Below are 19,173 nucleotides of genomic sequence, written 5' to 3' on the forward strand. Positions count from 1 at the left end.
CTCCTCCTCTGTTCAGGATCTCGTCTGGGCGATGGACCGCGCCGGCGGTGCGGCCGTGCGCGCCGCTTCGTCGTCGTTGTCATGGTCGAGGCGGGTGTAGCCGGTCATGTCCTTGGCGATGCAGATGATGTCGGTGATCCGGCCATCGCCGTCCTTGACCGCCGTGCGCGAGAAGAGGATCGGCACCCGCCGGCCGTCCTTCGCGATGAAACGCGCCTCGATCTGCCTCAGGGCGCCCGTGCGGATCAGCGCCTCCAGCCAGATCCCCATGAAGGCCCCGGCCTGCTCGTCGGCCTCCTCCTCGAAGACGTCGCCGATCGACATCCCGAGCAGGTCCTGCTCGGCATAGTCGAGCATCGCGCAGGCGGTCGGATTGACCATCTTGATCTCGCCCTCGGGGGTGAGCACCAACAGCGCCTCGCCCATGTACTCGATGATGTTGGCGAGCGACTGGTGGGCCTTGGCGAGCTCGGCAGTGCGCTCGGCGACCAGTTGCTCCAAGCGCCGATTGAGGTCGCGTTCCTTGTCGATGAGGCGGAAATAGGTGCTGATCTTGTTGATCAGCTGGTTGTCCTCGATGGGCTTGAGCAGGTAGTCGACGGCCCCGACGGCATAGCCGCGCCGCTGGAATTCTTCCGACTTGAACGCGGCGGTCAGAAAGATGATCGGGATGTCGCGGGTACGCTTGCGCAGCTTCAGCAGGGAGGCGGTCTGAAAGCCGTCCATCTCCGGCATCTGCACATCGAGGATGATCAGGTCGATGTCCGGGTGCTCGAGGGTCAGGTCGATCGCGCCGTGGCCCGACGTCGCCTCCAGGATCGCGACGTCCATGTGCTTCTGGATCAGCGTCCGCAGCGTGAAGAGGTTGTGCGCGTGATCGTCGACGAGGAGGAGCTTGAATCCCGAGTAGCGACTCATGCCGTGGATACCATGCGGGGCCTCTGTTGGGGGGAACCTCCGAACGGCCAGGCCCCGGCAACCGGGATACCGCTCAGTGGCCGACGAGCCGGGCGATCGCGGACTCCAACGCCCGCGGCTCGATCGGCTTGGTGATCGAGCCGTCGGCCCCGGTCGTGGAGCAGAGGCCCTGCCAGGGCCGGTCGTCGCAATCGCCCATGACGAGGATCGGAGTGGGCCGATCGCTGCCCTCCTGGCGGATTGCGGCGATCCTATCACAGGTGTCCGCGGCCGACACGAGGGCGGCCAGGATGACCAGGATGCAGCCGTCCTCCTCGCGCAGGGCCTCGATCGCCTCGCCGACGTCGGCCGCCGTCTGCACGCGCAGCCCCAGCCCTTCGAGCACCGTGGTCGCGGCGAGCAGGGCCTCGACGTCGCGCTCGACGACGAGCACCCAGCCCTCGGCCCCGCCCTCGGCGAGGTGCAGTGGACGCGGACCCGGGGCCGGCGCCTCCTCGGTGGCGGATGGCCGCGACGCGATGAGGCGCTCGTCCTCCGGCGCGGCCGTCAGCTCCCGCGGCAGACGTAGCGTGAAGCAGGCCCCCTCGCCGGGGGCGCTGCGCACCGCGATCTCGCCACCGAGCAGGCGGGCCAGCTCGCGGCTGATCGAGAGCCCCAGACCGGTGCCGCCGTAGCGACGCCGCGTCGAACCGTCGGCCTGCTGAAAGGCCTCGAAGATGATCTCCTGCTTGTCGCTCGGGATGCCGATCCCGGTGTCGACGACCTGGATCGCGATCGGACGCGACGCGTGCCCGTCCGTCTCGATGCGAATCTCCACCCCGCCCCGCTCGGTGAACTTGACCGCGTTCGACAGGAAGTTCTTCAAGATCTGGCGCAGCTTGTCGCGGTCGCTGAGGATCCAGGTCCCGGCGACGGCCTTGGCGTCGAAGCGCAGATAGAGGCCCTTCTCGGCGAACAGCGGGGCGAGGAGTTCGATGAGCTCCTCGGTCAGGGAGGCAAGCTCGATCCACTCCGGCGCGACCTGGACCCGGCCGGCCTCGATCAGCGAGATGTCGAGGATGTTGTCGATCATCGCGCGCAGGTCGCGACCGGCCTCGTAGATGACCTGGGCCTGGCGGCGCTGATCGGGATCGAGACCCGACTGGCGGTCGGCGAGCAGCTTCGACAGGAGCAGGATCGAGTTGAGCGGCGTGCGCAACTCGTGGCTGACGTTGGCGAGGAACTCGCTCTTGTAGCGATAGGACTGCTCGAGCTCGCGGGTGTGGGCGCGCGCCGCGCGCAGGTGTTCGGCATGGGTCTCGGCGAGGGCCGTGAGCTGTTCGCCGAGTTGACGGATCTCGCGCGGCCCCCGCCACGCGAACCGGATCGGCTCGCCATCGCGCAGGATGCGCCCGATCCCGCCGGTCAGCGCCTGGCCGAAGTGTTCGGCGCGGGTCGCGATCCAGCGCGCCAGGATCATGACGACGCCGACCAGGACGAGGACGATGCTGATCACGCGCAGGATCAGGGCATCGCGGAAGTCGTCGATCGGCGAGGGGTCGACCGGCCGCCCGACCCAGAGCGGCGTCGTGTCCTCGGTCAGGAACATCGGTACCCAGAGCCACTGGCGGCCCTGGACGCCACGCCAGACGGCCAGCTTGCGCTCGGCGAAGAGCCCGGCGAGCCCGGGGAAGTCCGCAAAGGCCTCGGCCCCGCCGCCGAGCGGCTGGCCTGGACGCAGATAGCCGCCGTCGTGGTCGACCCACAGGGTGTCGCGGTAGAACTGGGCCATCCCGCCGACGTCGATCGTCAAGACGACGACGCCGAGCGGCGCGGCGCCCGGCTCGCCCGGTGCCCCGATCGGGCTGATCAGGTCGAGCGTCAGGAGTTGGCGCGGGTCCTCGCGCCCGGCCTGCGGGTCGATACGGATGCGGCTGACGAGGACCCCGCCGGGCTGGAGCCGCAGACCGGCCTCGCTGAAGGGGCCGCTCGGGCGGATCGGCGGCGGCGGTCTGGGCCGCCACTGGTGGCTCTCGATATCGCGCGCGAGCCAGAAGCGCTCCTCGCCGCGGCCCGACAGGAAGAGGATCTGGATGACGTCCTGCTGATCGGCGAGGATCTGGTTGATCCAGGTCGTGTAGCGTGCCCGCGCCCGATCGATCTCCCCGTCATCGCCCTGCTCGCCGAGGATCAGCCCCGGCTCGGGGAGCTTCGCCAGGAGCCGGATCATCTCGTGGCGGCTCGCCAGATGCTGATCCAGGTCGCGGAAATCGGCCCGCAGGTTCTGCAGATAGGCCCGCTGGTAGAAGAGCGTCGTGCGATCGAGGACCAGCGGCAGGTTGATGACGACGGCGAGCAGCAGCGGCGTGAGGCCGAAGACGAGCAGGAAGACCAGGCTGAGGTGGCGCAGGGTCACGCCCGCTCCCCTGCGCGGCGGCGCCGCTCAGAGCGCGCGGACGAGCTCGAGGACCTGACGTGCGTGGCCCTTGGGCTTGACGTCGTAGAGGGCATGGCGGATCAGGCCCTGGCGGTCGATGACGAAGGTCGAACGCACGATGCCCTGGCGCCGCTCGCCACGGACCTCCTTCTCGCGCCAGACGCCGAAGGCCTCGCAGGCCTCGCCGTCGGAGTCCGCGAGCAGGCGCACGCCGATGCCGTGGCGATCGCGAAAGGTCCCGTGGCTCGTACAACTGTCGCGGCTGATGCCGATGATCTCGGCCCCCAATGCCTCGAAATCGGCCTGCAGGTCGGTGAACTCCAGCGCCTCGAGGGTGCAGCCGGGCGTATCGTCCTTCGGGTAGAAGTAGACGACGACCGTCGCCGCGCCGAGGAATTGCGCCAAGTCGACCCGCTCCATGTCGGCATCTGGCAGGGAGAACGACGGGGCCTTGTCGCCTGGCTGCAGCATCGTGGTTCGACTCCGATTTGATGGCTGTGCTGGCGGCAATGTAGGGATCGGACCCGAGCGCGTCAACCAGGCCGTCGGGCCCCGGAGGGGCCAGACGGCCGCCGCAGGCGGCGCCCTCGCGGCGGGGGCGCCGGCCGTCTCGGCCGTCAGCTTGGCAGGTCGGAGCTGCCCATCAGCCATTCATCGACGGCACGCGCGCACTGACGGCCCTCGCGGATCGCCCAGACGACCAGCGATTGGCCGCGCCGCATGTCGCCGGCGGCGAAGACGCCGGGGACCGAGGTCTGATAGGCCGCCTCGCCATCGGTCGCGGCGCGCACATTGCCGCGCGGATCGAGCTCGAGGCCGGCCGCGGCCTGCAGGTCGGCGATCAGCCCCTCGCGCACCGGGTGCACGAAGCCCATCGCGAGCAGCACCAGGTCGGCCTTCAGTTCGCCCTCGCTGCCCGGGATCTCGCTCATCTGCCAACGCCCGTCGGCGGCGCGATCCCAACGCACGCGCGCGTAGCGCACGGCCTTGACCCGCCCCTGTTCGTCGCCGATGAAGGCCTTGGTCGCGAAGTTCCACATGCGCTCGCAGCCCTCCTCCTGCGAGGACGAGGTGCGCATCCGGTTCGGCCAGTCCGGCCAGGTCAGGGCCTTGTTCTCCCGCTCGGGCGGCCTGTCGAGGATCTCGACCTGGGTCACCGAGCGCGCCCCGTGGCGGTTCGAGGTGCCGATGCAGTCCGAGCCCGTGTCGCCACCCCCGATGACCAGGACATCGCGGCCCTCGGCGCTGATGAAGTCGGAGGCGGGCACGTAGAGGCCCTGCACCCGCCGGCTGTTGCGCGTCAGAAAGTCCATCGCGAAGTGCACGCCGGCGAGCGCGCGGCCCGGGACCGGCAGGTCGCGCGGCTGCTCCGAGCCGCCGGCCAGGACGACGGCGTCATAGTCGGCGCGCAGCTCGGCGATCGGGACCTGGACGCCGACATGGGTGTTGGTGTGGAACTCGACCCCTTCGGTACGCATCTGCGCCATGCGCCGGTCGATCAGCCGCTTGTCGAGCTTGAAGTCCGGGATGCCGTAGCGCAGCAGGCCGCCGATGCGGTCGGCCTTCTCGTAGATCGCCACCTGGTGGCCGGCGCGGGCCAATTGCTGGGCGCAGGCCAGGCCGGCCGGTCCCGAACCGACGACGGCCACGCGCCGGCCGGTGCGCCGCTGCGGCACCTGCGGCTTGATCCAGCCCTCGGCCCAGGCGCGATCGATGATCGCGCACTCGATCGTCTTGATCGTCACCGGGGTGTCGGCGATGTTCAACGTGCACGAGGTCTCGCAGGGGGCCGGGCAGATCCGCCCGGTGAACTCCGGGAAGTTGTTCGTCGAGTGCAGGACCTCGATCGCCTGACGCCAATCGCCACGATAGACCAGATCGTTCCAGTCCGGGATGATGTTGTTGACCGGACAACCCTGATGGCAGAAGGGGATACCGCAATCCATGCAGCGCGCCGCCTGCTCGCGCAGGTCGCCTTCGTTCAGGGGGACGACGAACTCCTTGTAGTGGACGATGCGATCGGCGACGGGCTGCGAGCCCCGGTCGCGCCGGTCGAACTCCATGAATCCGGTTGGCTTACCCATGTTGCGCAATCCCCTTCAACGGCTTGCTCGACTGCGGCGGGCGGCGCTGCTGCACCTGGAGGGTCTCCAGGGCACGCCGGTAGTCGACCGGCATCACCTTGACGAAGCGGCCCTGATAGCTGGCCCAGTCGTCGAGGATCCGCCGCGCCACCGCGGAGTTGGTGTAGTGCAGGTGGCGCTGGATCAGACAGCGCAACCGCGCCGCATCATGGCGGGTCATGTCCCGATTGAGCTCGACGAGCCCGTGGGTCTCCAGGTCGCCGCCCTGATGATCAAGGGCCTCCAGGGCCGCATCCTCGTCGGCGATCGGCTGGAGTTCGACCATCGCGAGGTTGCAGCGCTCGGCGAAGGTCCCGTCCTCGTCGAGGACATAGGCGACGCCGCCGGACATACCGGCCGCGAAGTTGCGCCCGGTCGGCCCCAGGCAAACCATGATCCCGCCGGTCATGTACTCGCAGCCGTGATCGCCGACGCCCTCGACGACGGCGGTCGCGCCCGAGTTGCGCACGCAGAAGCGCTCGCCGGCCACGCCGCGGAAGAAGCACTCGCCGGTGATGGCCCCGTAGAGGACCGTGTTGCCGACGATGATGTTCTCCTCGGCGTGGGCGATGCCTGAACGGGCCGGCGGATAGATGATCAGCCGCCCACCCGAGAGGCCCTTGCCGACATAGTCGTTGGCCTCGCCCTCGAGCTCGATCGTGACCCCGTGCGCGAGCCAGGCACCCCATGACTGGCCGCCGATACCGCGGGCCTTGACGTGGATGGTGTCGTCGGGCAGGCCGGCGTGACCATAACGCTCGGCGACGCGGCCCGAGAGCATGGTGCCGACGGTGCGGTTGTAGTTCTTGACCGGGATCTCGATGCGCACCGGCTCGCCGCGCGTCAGGGCCGGTTCGGCCTGGCGGATCAGCTCGTGGTCCAGTGCCCGCTCCAGACCGTGGTCCTGGGCCTCGCAGTTGTAGAGCGCCACGTCCGGGGCGACCTGGGGCTTCGTCAAGATCCGCGAGAAGTCGAGCCCGCGCGCCTTCCAGTGATCGATCGCACGGCGCATCTCGAGGCGGTCGTACTGGCCGATCATCTCGTTCATCGTGCGGAAGCCGAGCCGCGCCATCAGCTGGCGTACCTCTTCGGCGACGAAGAAGAAGTAGTTGATCACGTGATCGGGCTTCCCAGTGAAGCGCTTGCGCAGCTCCGGGTCCTGGGTGGCGACCCCGACCGGACAGGTGTTCAGGTGGCACTTGCGCATCATGATGCAGCCCTCGACGATCAGCGGGGCCGTCGCGAAGCCGAACTCGTCGGCCCCGAGCAGGGCGCCGATGACGACGTCGCGCCCGGTGCGCATGCCGCCATCGACCTGTACGGCGATCCGCCCACGCAACCGGTTCAGGACCAGCGTCTGGTGGGTCTCGGCCAGGCCGATCTCCCAGGGGCTGCCGGCGTGCTTGATCGAGGTCAGCGGGCTCGCGCCGGTACCGCCGTCGTAGCCGGAGATGGTCACATGATCGGCATGGGCCTTGGAGACGCCGGCGGCGACGGTGCCGACGCCGACCTCGGAGACCAGCTTGACCGAGATGCGCGCCCGCGGGTTGGCATTCTTCAGGTCGTGGATCAGCTGGGCCAGGTCCTCGATCGAATAGATGTCGTGGTGCGGCGGCGGCGAGATCAGGCCGACGCCGGGGGTCGAGTGGCGCACCCGGGCGATCTGGGCATTGACCTTGTGGCCGGGCAGCTGGCCACCCTCGCCGGGCTTGGCCCCCTGGGCGATCTTGATCTGGATGTCGTCGGCGTTGACCAGGTACTCGACGGTGACGCCGAAGCGGCCCGAGGCGACCTGTTTGATCGCCGAGCGCTCCGGGTTCACCGAGCCGTCGGGCAGCGGCTGGAAGCGTTCGACCTCCTCGCCGCCCTCGCCCGTATTCGACTTGCCGCCGAGGGCGTTCATCGCCCGGGCCAGCGTCGAGTGGGCCTCGTAGGAGATGGAGCCGAACGACATGGCGCCGGTCGCGAAGCGCTTGACGATCTCCTTGGCCGGCTCGACCTCCTCGAGCGGGATCGGCCGGTCGGCGAACCGCAACTCCATCAGGCCGCGCAGCGTCAGCAGGCGGGTGCTCTGCTCGTTGACGAGGCGCGCGTACTCGGCGTAGGTCTCGGCGCTGTTGGCGCGGGTCGCGTGCTGGAGCTTGGCGATGGTCTCGGGCGTCCAGACATGGTCCTCGCCGCGCAGCCGGAAGGCATAGTCGCCACCGACGTCGAGCTGCTGGCGGTAGATGTGCGCGTTGCCGTAGGCGACCTGGTGCCAGCGCACCGCCTCCTCGGCGACCTCCTTCAGACCGACGCCGCCGATACGGCTCTGGGTGCCGGTGAAGTAGCGCGCGATGAAGGCCTCCTCGAGGCCGACGGCGTCGAAGATCTGGGCGCCGCAATAGGAGGCCAGCGTCGAGATGCCCATCTTGGACATGACCTTCAGCAACCCCTTGCCGACCGCCTTGATGTAGCGCTTCTGGGCCTCTTCGAAGGTCAGTGGCTCGGGCAGGCGCGACAGCATCGCCTGGATGGTGTCGAAGGCGAGGTAGGGATTGATCGCCTCGGCGCCATAGCCCTCGAGCGTCGCGAAGTGGTGGACCTCGAGCGCCGCGCCCGTCTCGAGGACGATCCCCGAACTCGTGCGCAGACCGCGGCGGATCAGGTGGTGGTGGACCGCCGAGGTCGCCAGCAGGGCCGGGATCGGGATGTGGTCGAGGTTGGTGTTGCGGTCCGAGAGGATCAGGATGTTGTAGCCCTCGAGCACGGCCCGCTCGGCCTGCTCGCAGAGCCGCTCCAGGGCCGGCGCCATCCCCGCGGCCCCCTCGGTCGCCGGATAGACGATCTCCAGCGTGCGGGTGCGGAAGGCCCCGCCGGAGCTGTACTCGATGTCGCGGATCCGCTCCAGGTCCTGGTTCGTCAGGACCGGCTGCGAGGTCTCCAGCCGCCAGTGCTTGCCGGCCTCGTCGATGCCGAGCAGGTTCGGCCGCGGCCCGATCATGCCGACCAGCGACATGACCAGCTCCTCGCGGATCGGGTCGATCGGCGGGTTGGTGACCTGGGCGAAGTTCTGCTTGAAGTAGGTCGAGAGGTGCTTCGGACGCAGCGACAGGACCGACGGCGGGTTGTCGGCCCCCATCGAGCCGATCGCCTCCTGGCCGGTCAGGACCATCGGCGTGAGGAGGACCTTGAGGTCTTCCTGCGTGTAGCCGAAGGCCTGCTGGGCGTCGAGCAGGGTCGCCTCGTCGGGCGACATGGGGCCGACGTTGGTCGGCAACTCGTCGAGGCGGATCTGGGTCTTCTTCAGCCATTCGCCGTACGGCTTGGCGCTCGCGAGGCTCGCCTTGATCTCGGCATCGTCGATGATGCGGCCCTGCTCCAGGTCGATCAGCAGCATCTTGCCGGGCTGCAGGCGCCACTTCTTGACGATGCGCTCCTCGGGGATGTCGAGGACGCCCATCTCGGAGCCCATGACCACCAGGTCGTCGTCCGTGACCAGATAGCGCGCCGGACGCAGCCCGTTGCGGTCGAGGGTCGCGCCGATCTGCCGCCCGTCGGTGAAGGCGACGGCCGCCGGGCCGTCCCAAGGCTCCATCAACGCGGCATGGTATTCGTAGAAGGCACGGCGCTGCTCGTCCATCTGCCGGTTGCCGCTCCAGGCCTCCGGGATCAGGACCATCATCGCGTGGGCCAGCGAGTAGCCCCCCATGACCAGCAGCTCGAGGGCGTTGTCGAAGCAGGCCGAATCGGATTGGCCCTCGGGGATCAGCGGCCAGATGGTGTCGAGGTCCTCGCCGAGGACCTCCGAGCGCATCGTATGGCGACGGGCCGCCATCCAGTTGACGTTGCCGCGCAGCGTATTGATCTCGCCGTTGTGGCAGATCATCCGGAACGGCTGGGCCAGGTCCCAGGTCGGGAAGGTGTTCGTCGAGAAGCGCTGATGGACCAGGGCCAGGGCGCTCTCGAAGCGCTCGTCGCGCAGGTCGAGATAGTAGCGGCCGACCTGTCCGGCGAGCAGCATCCCCTTGTAATTGAGCGTCCGCGAGGACAGCGAACAGGCATAGTAGCCCTGCTTGGCGAGGCCGGCGTCGCGGATCGCGTTGTCCATCCGCTTGCGGATGACGAAGAGCTTGCGCTCGAAGGCGTCCTGGTCCGCGCAGTGCTCGCCGCGACCGACGAAGACCTGGCGCACGCGCGGCTCGCTCGGCAGGACGCTCTCGCCGAGGTCGGCGTTGTCGACCGGCACGTCACGCCAGCCGAGGACCGTCTGGCCGCCCTCGCGCAGGTGTTGCTCGACGATCGCCTGCATCTGCCCACGCGCCTGCGCGTCCTGGGCGAGGAAGAGCATGCCGACGCCATAGTGCCCGGGCGGCGGCAGCTCGAAGTCGACCTGGGCGCGCAGGAAGGCATCCGGGATCTGCACCAGGATGCCGGCGCCATCGCCCGCCTTCGGATCGGCCCCGACCGCGCCGCGGTGCGTGAGGCGCTCGAGGATATCGAGGCCCTGCTCGACGATCCGATGGCTCTTGACGTTCTTGATATGACAGACGAAGCCGACGCCGCAGGCGTCATGCTCGAGGGCAGGGTCATAGAGCCCCTGTGGGGATGGTAGGGAGCGAAGGCTCATCGCTGACCTCGTCGATACCTGGTCGCTGAATCCGCGATGGTGCCACGCATGAAGACCGGTCGGTACCCTGTCACCGGCCTTCCATCTGCCGATGGACGCGGGGGTTTCACCGTTGCTCGGGGGGATTCAGCCCAGTGGAAAGGTTGGAAATCGATCCTATCGAGGCAGGGTCCCCTCGACAGACACGGCCGCTAATCATAATACGATCAGCACTCCGCGTGCCAGACGGGACGTCGGCGAGGAATCGCGCCGCCCGTGGTAAGCGAGGGCGATCGAGGTTACCGCAGCCTAACCCGACGCCATGGCGCCTACCGAGGCCGCTGTCGGGTTACGGCGCGCGCGAGCCTGTACGTTCGCAGCGACCTCCGTACCGGCGCGCCTAACCCGACCTACGCGGCCGTACCGCTATTCTCCGAGGCCGGAGAACGTAGTCATCGATGTCGTCAGGGCCGTAGGTCGGGTTAGCCCCTCGGGGGCGTAACCCGACGGCCGGCACCGCCACGCCCACCGAGGCCGCCCCGCGGCGGGGCGAGACCGGCACCCGACGCACGGATCTGGTGCGGGCGGCCGGCGCACACCCGGACCGGCTTCAGGAGGGTGCCCGCCGGCCCTCGTCAAGCGTCGCCCGCAGCGCGGCCGGGGGGAAGTCGGCGGTGACGACGGCCGCGCCGATGGCCTCGAGCAGCACCAGGCGCAGCCGCCCCGACAGGACCTTCTTGTCGACGGCCATCAGCTCCAGGAACCGCTCGGCGGCCATCTCCGCGGGCGGCGCGACCGGCAGGTCGGCCGCCGCGATCAAGGCGCGGATCCGCTCGACATCGGCGCCGGCGAGCCAACCGAGGCGCCGCGACAGGTCGGCCGCCAGACACATGCCGGCGGCGATCGCCTCGCCGTGCAGCCAGGCGCCATAGCCGGCGCCGGTCTCGATCGCATGGCCGAAGGTGTGGCCGAGGTTCAGCAGCGCGCGCTGGCCGGCCTCGCGCTCGTCGGCGGCGACGATCTCGGCCTTGCAGCGGCAGGACCGGGCGATCGCCTCGGCGAGCGCGGCCGGGTCGCGGGCGCGCAGCGCCCCCATCCTGGCCTCCAGCCAGGCGAAGAAGCCGGCATCGCGGATCAGGCCATACTTGATGACCTCGGCGAGACCGGCGGCCAGTTCGCGGTCTGGAAGCGTGTCGAGGGTCGCCGTGTCGGCGATGACGGCGCGCGGCTGGTGGAAGGCGCCGATCATGTTCTTGCCGAGCGGGTGGTTCACCCCCGTCTTGCCGCCGACGGAGGAGTCGACCTGGGCGAGCAGCGTCGTCGGCACCTGGATGAAGGGCACGCCCCGCTGATAGCAGGCCGCCGCGAAGCCGGCCATGTCGCCGACGACCCCGCCGCCCAGGGCAACCAGGGTGCAGTCGCGCGCGAAGCGCCGCCCGAGGAGGACGTCGAAGATCCGCCCGACCACCTCCAGGGTCTTGTACTGCTCGCCGTCGGGCAGGACGACGGCCTCCACCTGACGGCCCGCGAGCGCCGCTCGCACGGGCTCGAGATAGAGGGGGGCGACCGTCTCGTTGGTGACGATCAGGACCTGCGAGCCTGCGAGATAGGGCGCGTAGCAGGCCGGATCGCCGATCAGGCCCGTGCCGATGCGGATGGGGTAGCTACGCTCGCCGAGGGCGACCTCGATCGTCTGGTTCATCTGGACTCTGGCTGAAGGCTGGCGGCTGAATCCGCTAAAGCTCGGCGCTCTCGATGCGCCGGCGGATCTCCTTGACGACCGATGCGGTGCCGCGCTTCTCGGTCGAGACGACCAGATCGGCGACCTGGCGATAGAGGGGCTCGCGCTCGGCCATCAGCTCGCGCAGCCGTTGCAGCGGATCGGCGGTGTCGAGCAGCGGACGGCTGCGGTCGCGGGCGGTGCGGGCGTACTGCTGCTCGGGGCTGCAATGGAGGTAGACGACGACGCCGCGGGCGGCCAGATCCTGACGGTTCTCGGGGCGTAGCACCGCGCCCCCGCCCGTGGCGAGGACGATCCGCTCGCCCTGGATCAGCTCCTCGATGACCTGGCGCTCGCGCTCGCGAAAGCCGTTCTCGCCCTCGAACTCGAAGATGGTCGGGATGTCGACGCCGGTGCGGCGCTGGATCTCCTGGTCGCTGTCCTTGAAGGCGTAGGAGAGGGTCTCGGCCAGCTGGCGGCCGATCGTGCTCTTCCCGGCACCCATCGGACCGACGAGAAAGATATTCTGCGCGCGTATCATGCCCTACATGATATGACAGATTCGCTCGGCCCGGGCAAGTCGGGACCGCCCGACGGGCGGCCCGGGCCGGGGGCGTCCGATCAGTAATTGACCGCGAGATCCGACTTCAGGATCCTCGGCGTCACGAAGATCAGCAGTTCGCTGTTGTTGTCGGTCCTGGCCGTCGTGCGGAAGAGGTGACCGAGGACCGGGACATTGCCGAGCCACGGGACCTGTTCGCGGGCGAGGCTCTTCTCGCGCTCGAAGACCCCACCGAGGACGACCGTCTCGCCATTGTCGACGAGGACCTTGGTCTCGACCGAGCGGGTGTCGATCGGCGGCACGCCGTTCAGGACGTTGCCGTAGTCGGCATTGTCCTTGTTCACCTTGAGCTCCATGATGATCCGGTCGTCCGGCGTGATCTGCGGGGTCACGTCGAGCTGGAGCACCGCGTCCTTGAACGAGACCGAGGTCGCGCCGCTCGCGCCGGCGCTCTCCTGATACGGGATCTCCTGGCCGACCTTGATCGTCGCCTTGTGCTGATCGGAGGTGATGACCCGCGGGCTGGAGACGATCTCGCCGCGACCCTCGCGCTGCATCGCCGAGAGCTCCAGTTGCAGCAGGTAGGAGCCGACCTTGCCGATCAGGAAGTTGACGGCCCCGGACGGGTCATTGACCGGCAGATTGACCATCAGGGGGACCGAATCCTCGACGTCGTTCGCCTCGTCATCGATGGTGATCAGGCCGGGCCAGGTCGGCCCCAAAGTGTCCGTGCCGGAGATAGCGCCGGGCATGCCACCAGTTATCTCGTTGAATCTTCCGGTCTTTTCGTTGCCCTGCCAGCGGCTGAAGCCGAATCGCACGCCCAGATCGCGGGCGAAGTCGTTGCTCGCGATGACGACCCGCGACTCGATCATGACCTGGCGGACCGGGATGTCGAGGCGCTGGACGAGGCCGCGGATCTGTTCGAGGTTCCGCGCCGTGTCGCGCAGGATCAGCGTATTGGTGCGCGGGTCGACCGAGACGTTGCCCCGCTCCGACAGGAGATTGTTCTCGGCCGACTTGATCATGGCCGCGAAGTCGCTGGCCTTCGCGTAGTTGACCTGGACGAACTCCGAGCGTAGCGGGGCCAGCTCCTCGATCGTCTGCTGCGACTTGAGCTCCAGCTCCTCCTGGGCGGCGATCTCCGGCGTCGGGGCGACCATGATGACGTTGCCCACCTGGCGCTTGGAGAGGCCCTTGGTCTTCAGGATGATGTCGAGGGCCTGGTCCCAGGGGACGTTCTTCAGGCGTAGCGTGATGTTGCCGGCGACCGTGTCGCTCGCGACCAGGTTGAAGTCGGTGAAGTCGGCGAGGAGTTGGAGGACGGCACGCACCTCGATGTCCTGGAAGTTCAGCGACAGGCGATCGCCCGAATAGACGATCTGGCGACGCTGCATCTCCTCCTTCTCGGCCGGGGTCAGCGCGCGGAACTCGAGCGTGAAGAGGTCGTCGGCCTGATAGGCGAGGTAGTCGTAATCGCTTGTCGTCTCGACGGCGACCTCGACGTTGCGGCCCTTCGGGCGCGACTCGACCGCGACGACCGGGGTGGCGAAGTCGGTGACGTCGAGCCGCCGCAGCAGCCGCTGCGGCAGCTCGGTGTCGACCAACTCGGCGATCACGCGGCCGCCCTCTTCGCGCACGGCGATGCGGGTCGCCGGGCTCGGCAGCCGGATCAGGACGCGGCCCTCGCCGGCCGCGCCGCGCTGAAAATCGATGTCGCGGATCGCGCCGCCGGCGGTAACGGGCTGGGCCGCCGTCGCCCGCGAGGCGCGGGTGGCCGGCGCCGCACTCGCGGTCGCACCGGAGGCGGGGGCGGCGGCCGACGGCGGTGGGGGCGGCTGGCTGCCGAGGGCGATGGCGACCCGATCACCCTTCGTCGTGACCTGATAGGGCATCGACTCGTCGAGGCTCAGGACGACGCGGGTGCGCTCGCCGGCCTCGACAGCGGCCAGGCTGTGCACGGCACCGAGGCGGATCGGGACCGTCCTCGCCTCCAGCCCGTTCCGCACCCCGCGAAAATCGAGCGCGATACGCGCCGGCGAGTCGGTCGAGAAGGTCTCCGGCGGCGCCGTCGCCTCGGAGAACAGCAGGTCGACCTGGACCCGGTTGCCGGGCAGGGACGCGAACTCGACGTCCTGCAGGACAGGGGCCGCTGCGGCGGCACCGACGCAGAGGAGCGCGAGGAGGGGCAGCAGCAGCCGAGCCGTGGCGTGCACCCGTGCCTCGGCGGACCGGAGGGGGAGCGGAAAGCGGGGCCTGTGCATCGTGAAAATAACCTCCAGCCTATTGGTCGAGCGCGATCGCCGCCTGGCGCTCGCGCCAGTCGCCCATCCCGTCGGGGACGATCTCGGTGAGCTGAATCTCGTCTTCGGTAATGCGAGTGATCTGGCCATTGTTCTGGCCGAGATAATTGCCGACGCCCACGCGGTGGAGGACGCCGTCCTTGGTTTGGATCAGCGCCCAGAATGCCTCGTCCTGGCGCAGGGTGCCGGCCATGCGCAGGGCATCGAGCGGATGGCGCTCGAGCTCCTCCTTGCGGCGCAGCGGGTCCGGGGCCAGGCCGCTCGCCGGGCGGGCGACCTCCTCTTCGGGGCGCTGCCCGCTGTCGAACGGACTGCGCCGCTCGTGGGGCTCGTAGGCGAAGGTCTCGACCGGCTGGATCTCGGGCAGCGGCTCGATCGGGCCCGGCGGGCGGGCCATGACCTTCGCGACATAGCCCTGAAGCTCCGGTATGTCGGCGCTGCCGCACCCCTGGAGGGCGAGCAGGATGGCGATGGGGATGATCGCACGGGACGGCCTCATGGCTACGGCCCCTCCTCCAGATAGCGGTACGTCTTGAGCGTGGCGTCGAGGGCCAGGCGTTCGCCCGGATCGCCGGCGCCGGCCGTCTGGTTGCGCCCCCCCTCCCGAGCGGCTGGATGTCGACGTCATGGATCGTCACGATCCGCGGCAACGCGGCGAGCCCGCTGATGAAGCGCCCGAAGTCGTGGTAGAGGCCGGTCACGCGGATACGGATCGGCAACTCGGCGTAGAAATCGCGCGCCTGCTCCGCCTCCGGCTGGAACAACTCGAAGACCAGACCCGCGGCGAGACCGGTCTGGGAGACGTCGACGAGCAGCGCGGCGACCTCGGTCTGATCCGGGAGCTGGCGCAGCATGGCCCCGAAGGACTCCTCCATCTCGGCCAGTTGCTGGCGGTAGGCGTCCAGATTGGCGGCCCGCTGCTGCTTGGTCTCGAAGGCGGCCTTCAGCTCCGGCTCGCGCCTTTGCTCTTGTTCCAGTCGCTGGATCTGGCCTTGGGTGTGGAAGTGGTACCAGCCGAAGCCGACGGCGGCGACGACCAGGGCGATCGCGATCCCCTTGATCAGGGCCGGCCATTCACCATAGTTGTTGAGGTCGAGATCATTGAGATCGATGTTCAGATCCATAGCCTGCCGGAGCCTTTAGCGGGTTGAGGCCATCTCTCGCTCGCGCGTCCCTGGCCATGAGGGCTCAGGCCGCGGCGTTCTGTCCGTTGGGTCGGCGCTGCTCCAGCCGGAGCCGGAAGCGGCTGAGGCCATCGCCGGTCTTCTCCTTGTTCTCGATCAGCAGCAGCAACGGATTGCCGACCCAGCCGGAGGCCTCGATGTTGCGCATGAAGGCCGAGACCCGGGCGTTGGACTGGGCCCGCCCCTCGAGGACGACGCCGCCACCCTCCTGATCGATGCTGGTCAGGAAGACCCCGTCCGGGATGGTCGCGACCAACTCGTCGAAGAGGTGCACGATCTCGGGGCGGCTTCGCTGCAACTGCTGGATGACGTCCATCCGTGCCAACAGCCTGGCCTTCGTCTCCTCGAGGGCCTTGATCTCGCGGATCTGCCGGTCGAGCTTGGCGATCTCCTGTTGCAGGTGGCCGTTGCGCGCCTGCTGGTTGCCGATCATGTGCTCGATCTGGATGTGACTGACGATGCCGACCAACAGGGTCGCGCCGACGGCGGCGCCGATCAGGACCAGGAACGCGCGCCGACGCTGCTCGCGGCGCTCTTCGCGCCAGGGGAGGAGATTGATCCGGGCCATCTAGATGAACCCCCGCAGGGCGAGGCCGACCGCCAGGACCAGCGCCGGCGCATCGCGATTCAGGGCGGCGACCGGAAAGTCCTTCGGGATTGCGACCTGCTCGAAGGGGTTGGCGACCCGGGTCAGGGTGCCCAGGCGCTCCTCGACCAGCCGATCGAGCTTGGACAGGCTCGCCCCCCCACCGGCGAGGAGGATCCGATCGACCCGCGTGTAGGTGGTCGCCGAGTAGAAGAACTGGAGGGCTCGGCCGATCTGCTGCGCCACCGCCTCCTTGAAGGGACCGATGACCTCGGCCTGATAACCCCCGGGCAGGTCGTTGGCGATCACCTTGGCGGTCGCCTCCTCGCGCGGCACGCCGAGGCGCTGCTGCACCTCGTTGATCAGCTGGAGCCCGCCGAACTTCTGCTCGCGACTGTAGACGACCTGCCCCTTGTGGAGTACGTGCAGGGTCGTCGTCATCGCGCCGATGTCGGCGACGGCGACGACCTGCTCGGAGGCCCCTTTGGTCTCGTCGCCGAGCATCAGGGCGCAGGCGTTCTCCAACGCGTAGGCCTCGACGTCGACGATCTCGACCTTGAGGCCCGCCGCCTCCAAGGCGGCGACACGGTCCTCGACGTTCTCCCGGCGCGAGGCGGCGAGCAGGACATCGACCATCCCCGGCGTCGCCGAAGGCCCGAGGACATCGAAATCGATGTTGACCTCCTCGAGCGGGAAGGGGATGTACTGATCGGCCTCGAGCTGGATCTGCCCCTCCATCTCCGCCTCGCTCAGGGCGCTCGACATCGCGATCACCTTGGTGATCACGGCCGAGCCCGAGATGGCCACCGCGGCGCGCTTGGACTTGGTGCCAGAACGGCGCACCGCGCGCGCGATGCCCTGGCCGACGGCATCCAGATCGGCGATCTTCTTCTCCGACATGGCCGTAACCGGCAAGGGCTCCACCGCGTAGCGGTCGATCTGATAGGGGTCGGTCCCCGCGCTCGGCCGCGACAACTCGACCAGCTTGACGGCTGTCGTGCCGATGTCGATCCCAAGCATCGACGACGGCTTACGCCCTAGGCCGAACATCTGCAGGTCTGGAATTCTCATCAGCAATCCGTTTACCAGAGGGGACCTCGAAAAATCACCTTCCCGGCATTCTTCAAGGCACAGAGCGACGATACCACCATCGCTCTGCGCCATTCTCAGTCCGCTAGGCGACCGAAAATGGGGCTCCGGCCGATCTCTCGCTGGGCCTCCCGGCGCGGCCCCAGGGCGATCGCGACCTTCGAGCTGGATACCGACGAGGTCTCAGCGCCAGACGCGCATTAACCTTTTCGCCGAGGGTTAATGCTCTCACTAAACCGCCTCGACCGCCAGTGACCATGTCGCAGGCCCGCGAGTTGCGTGGGGCGCGGCGACGCCCACCGAGGCCACGACCCTGCAGACGCCGACCGATGGGGGATCCCGCACCTGCCCCCGAGCAGGCCATGGGCATTGGCCTCGGTGCGCGGCGCCGCCGCCCGATGGCAGCCTCGGAGTCGCCGCGCACCCCTTGAGTCCGCGCCCCCGAATGCGGTACTCATGGGCCATCAACCTAAGAACGGCCGTTGGACGGTGCCCGAGGTGCGCCGCGCGCGACCTTCACCGAGCGGGTGAGCCGGCCCCATATAGGGCCTCGTTGCGGTTCCAACCGGCTTCCGGGGACCTTGGATTTTTCGAGGCGCCCCTCCAGCGATGATGAAGCGGTCGACTGCCGTTTCTAGGATGCAGCACGGATCGATCGCCCGACCCGGCGGGAGGTCTGCACAGACCCTGGGCAGCGCGCCCCGCGGCGCCGATCGACCCCCCAGGCGCTGAGAACACCGGGGCCGCGGCCCCGCCCGGGAGGCGCCGAATCGGTCCGCCCCTCCCGGGTCCCGCCAACGGGCGAGACCGGCTGGACGGAGAGAGACCATGGGCGCGAGTCGTCGCAGCGATATCCAGAGGCAACACCTGGCCTATGAGGCGGCGCGCATCATGGCCGAACAAGGTGAGCAGGAGTTCGAGCGGGCCCGCCGCAAGGCGGCCTCCCGCCTCGGGGTCACCGACCGGCGCAGCTGGCCGCGCAACGACGAGATCCAGGATGCGCTGCTCCAGCAGCGTCGCCTGTTCGACCCACAGGCGACGCACCGCACCGAACTGCGTCGGCTGCGCGGCCACGCGCTGGGCGCGATGCGGCTGTTCGCGGCCTTCGCACCGCGCCTCGTCGGCCCGACCCTCACGGGCACCGCGGACGCGAGCACCGGGGTACGCCTGTACCTCTTCGCCGAGGGCCCCGAGGAGGTGATCCTGATCCTGCTCGACCAGGCGATCCCCTGGCAGGAGCGCGAGCGCACCCTGTGTTACGCCGGCGGCCGGCGCGCGGTGCACCCGGCCTTTCACTTCGTCGCCGGCGACATCCCGGTCGAACTCGTCGTCCTCCCGGTCCAGTCGCGCCGCGACCCACCGCTCGACGCCGTGAGCGAGCGCCCGGAACGCGGCGCCGACCTCGCCGAGGTCGAGCGCCTCATCCGCGACGCCGAGCACCCGGGCGACTAGTGCAGCACTTCAGAAATCCCGAGGCTGTTCGTTGTCCTAATCGTAGTCCGATCGTCGACAACGATAGTCGTTGGAGGCGGTCTCGGAACATCCGCACTGCTGTACTAGTCGTCGAACGGCGTCCCGCGCTGGCGTTTGGTCGCGGCGCGCTGACGCTTGCCGGCGAGGCGTCGCTCCTTCGCCGCGCGGGTCGGGCGGGTTGGCTTACGCGGGGTCGGGGCGCGGCCGGCGC

General features: G+C 68.9%; 12 protein-coding genes and 2 pseudogenes. 1 reads left to right on the forward strand and 13 read right to left on the reverse strand.

Annotation, left to right across the window (positions count from 1 at the left end; genetic code table 11):
- Positions 1-12: 12 nt before the first annotated feature.
- The 12 genes and pseudogenes from CKO41_RS12820 to CKO41_RS12875 all read right to left on the reverse strand — a co-directional run bounded on the left by CKO41_RS12820 (position 13) and on the right by CKO41_RS12875 (position 17,471).
- Positions 13-918, reverse strand: coding sequence for a response regulator (locus tag CKO41_RS12820; RefSeq protein ID WP_200382567.1), 906 nt, complete (start codon positions 916-918; stop codon positions 13-15).
- Between the two features lie 73 nt (positions 919-991).
- Positions 992-3,313: an ATP-binding protein gene (locus CKO41_RS12825; RefSeq protein WP_200382568.1), complete on the reverse strand. Its 2,322-nt coding sequence runs from the start codon at positions 3,311-3,313 to the stop codon at positions 992-994.
- Positions 3,314-3,340: 27 nt separating this feature from the next.
- The gene (locus tag CKO41_RS12830; RefSeq protein WP_200250655.1) at positions 3,341-3,805 is read right to left on the reverse strand and encodes a peroxiredoxin; all 465 of its coding nucleotides are present in this window, start codon (positions 3,803-3,805) and stop codon (positions 3,341-3,343) included.
- A gap of 146 nt (positions 3,806-3,951) precedes the next feature.
- Positions 3,952-5,418, reverse strand: coding sequence for a glutamate synthase subunit beta (locus CKO41_RS12835; RefSeq protein WP_200382569.1), 1,467 nt, complete (start codon positions 5,416-5,418; stop codon positions 3,952-3,954).
- The gene (gene gltB / locus CKO41_RS12840; protein WP_200382571.1) at positions 5,411-10,066 is read right to left on the reverse strand and encodes a glutamate synthase large subunit; all 4,656 of its coding nucleotides are present in this window, start codon (positions 10,064-10,066) and stop codon (positions 5,411-5,413) included. Before gltB ends, CKO41_RS12835 begins: the two co-directional genes overlap by 8 nt.
- Positions 10,067-10,655: 589 nt before the next feature.
- On the reverse strand, positions 10,656-11,747 hold the full coding sequence (aroB, locus tag CKO41_RS12845; protein WP_200382572.1) for a 3-dehydroquinate synthase: 1,092 nt from the start codon (positions 11,745-11,747) through the stop codon (positions 10,656-10,658).
- A gap of 34 nt (positions 11,748-11,781) precedes the next feature.
- The gene (gene aroK, locus CKO41_RS12850; protein ID WP_200249930.1) at positions 11,782-12,306 is read right to left on the reverse strand and encodes a shikimate kinase AroK; all 525 of its coding nucleotides are present in this window, start codon (positions 12,304-12,306) and stop codon (positions 11,782-11,784) included.
- A gap of 80 nt (positions 12,307-12,386) precedes the next feature.
- Positions 12,387-14,591: a type IV pilus secretin PilQ gene (locus CKO41_RS12855; protein ID WP_200382573.1), complete on the reverse strand. Its 2,205-nt coding sequence runs from the start codon at positions 14,589-14,591 to the stop codon at positions 12,387-12,389.
- A gap of 19 nt (positions 14,592-14,610) precedes the next feature.
- Positions 14,611-15,129 carry a pilus assembly protein PilP gene (locus CKO41_RS12860; protein ID WP_200254966.1) on the reverse strand — a complete coding sequence of 173 codons (519 nt, stop codon included), beginning with the start codon at positions 15,127-15,129 and terminating at the stop codon, positions 14,611-14,613.
- A gap of 166 nt (positions 15,130-15,295) precedes the next feature.
- A pseudogene (locus CKO41_RS12865) lies at positions 15,296-15,754 on the reverse strand (type IV pilus inner membrane component PilO); the annotation flags it as partial.
- Positions 15,755-15,818: 64 nt separating this feature from the next.
- A complete protein-coding gene (locus CKO41_RS12870) occupies positions 15,819-16,382 on the reverse strand; it encodes a PilN domain-containing protein (RefSeq protein WP_200254962.1) in 564 nt (187 codons plus the stop codon).
- On the reverse strand, positions 16,383-17,471 hold the full coding sequence (locus CKO41_RS12875; RefSeq protein ID WP_274607609.1) for a pilus assembly protein PilM: 1,089 nt from the start codon (positions 17,469-17,471) through the stop codon (positions 16,383-16,385). It lies immediately after the preceding gene.
- An 846-nt stretch (positions 17,472-18,317) separates the two neighbouring features.
- Between CKO41_RS12875 and CKO41_RS12880 the strand changes: the two genes are divergently transcribed.
- Positions 18,318-18,941 carry a hypothetical protein gene (locus CKO41_RS12880; protein ID WP_200254960.1) on the forward strand — a complete coding sequence of 208 codons (624 nt, stop codon included), beginning with the start codon at positions 18,318-18,320 and terminating at the stop codon, positions 18,939-18,941.
- 104 nt (positions 18,942-19,045) lie between these two features.
- Here the strand turns inward: CKO41_RS12880 and CKO41_RS19145 are convergent.
- A pseudogene (locus CKO41_RS19145) lies at positions 19,046-19,173 on the reverse strand (alternative ribosome rescue aminoacyl-tRNA hydrolase ArfB); the annotation flags it as partial.

The sequence above is a fragment of the Thiococcus pfennigii genome (assembly GCF_016583835.1).
GTDB lineage: Bacteria > Pseudomonadota > Gammaproteobacteria > Chromatiales > Chromatiaceae > Thiococcus > Thiococcus pfennigii.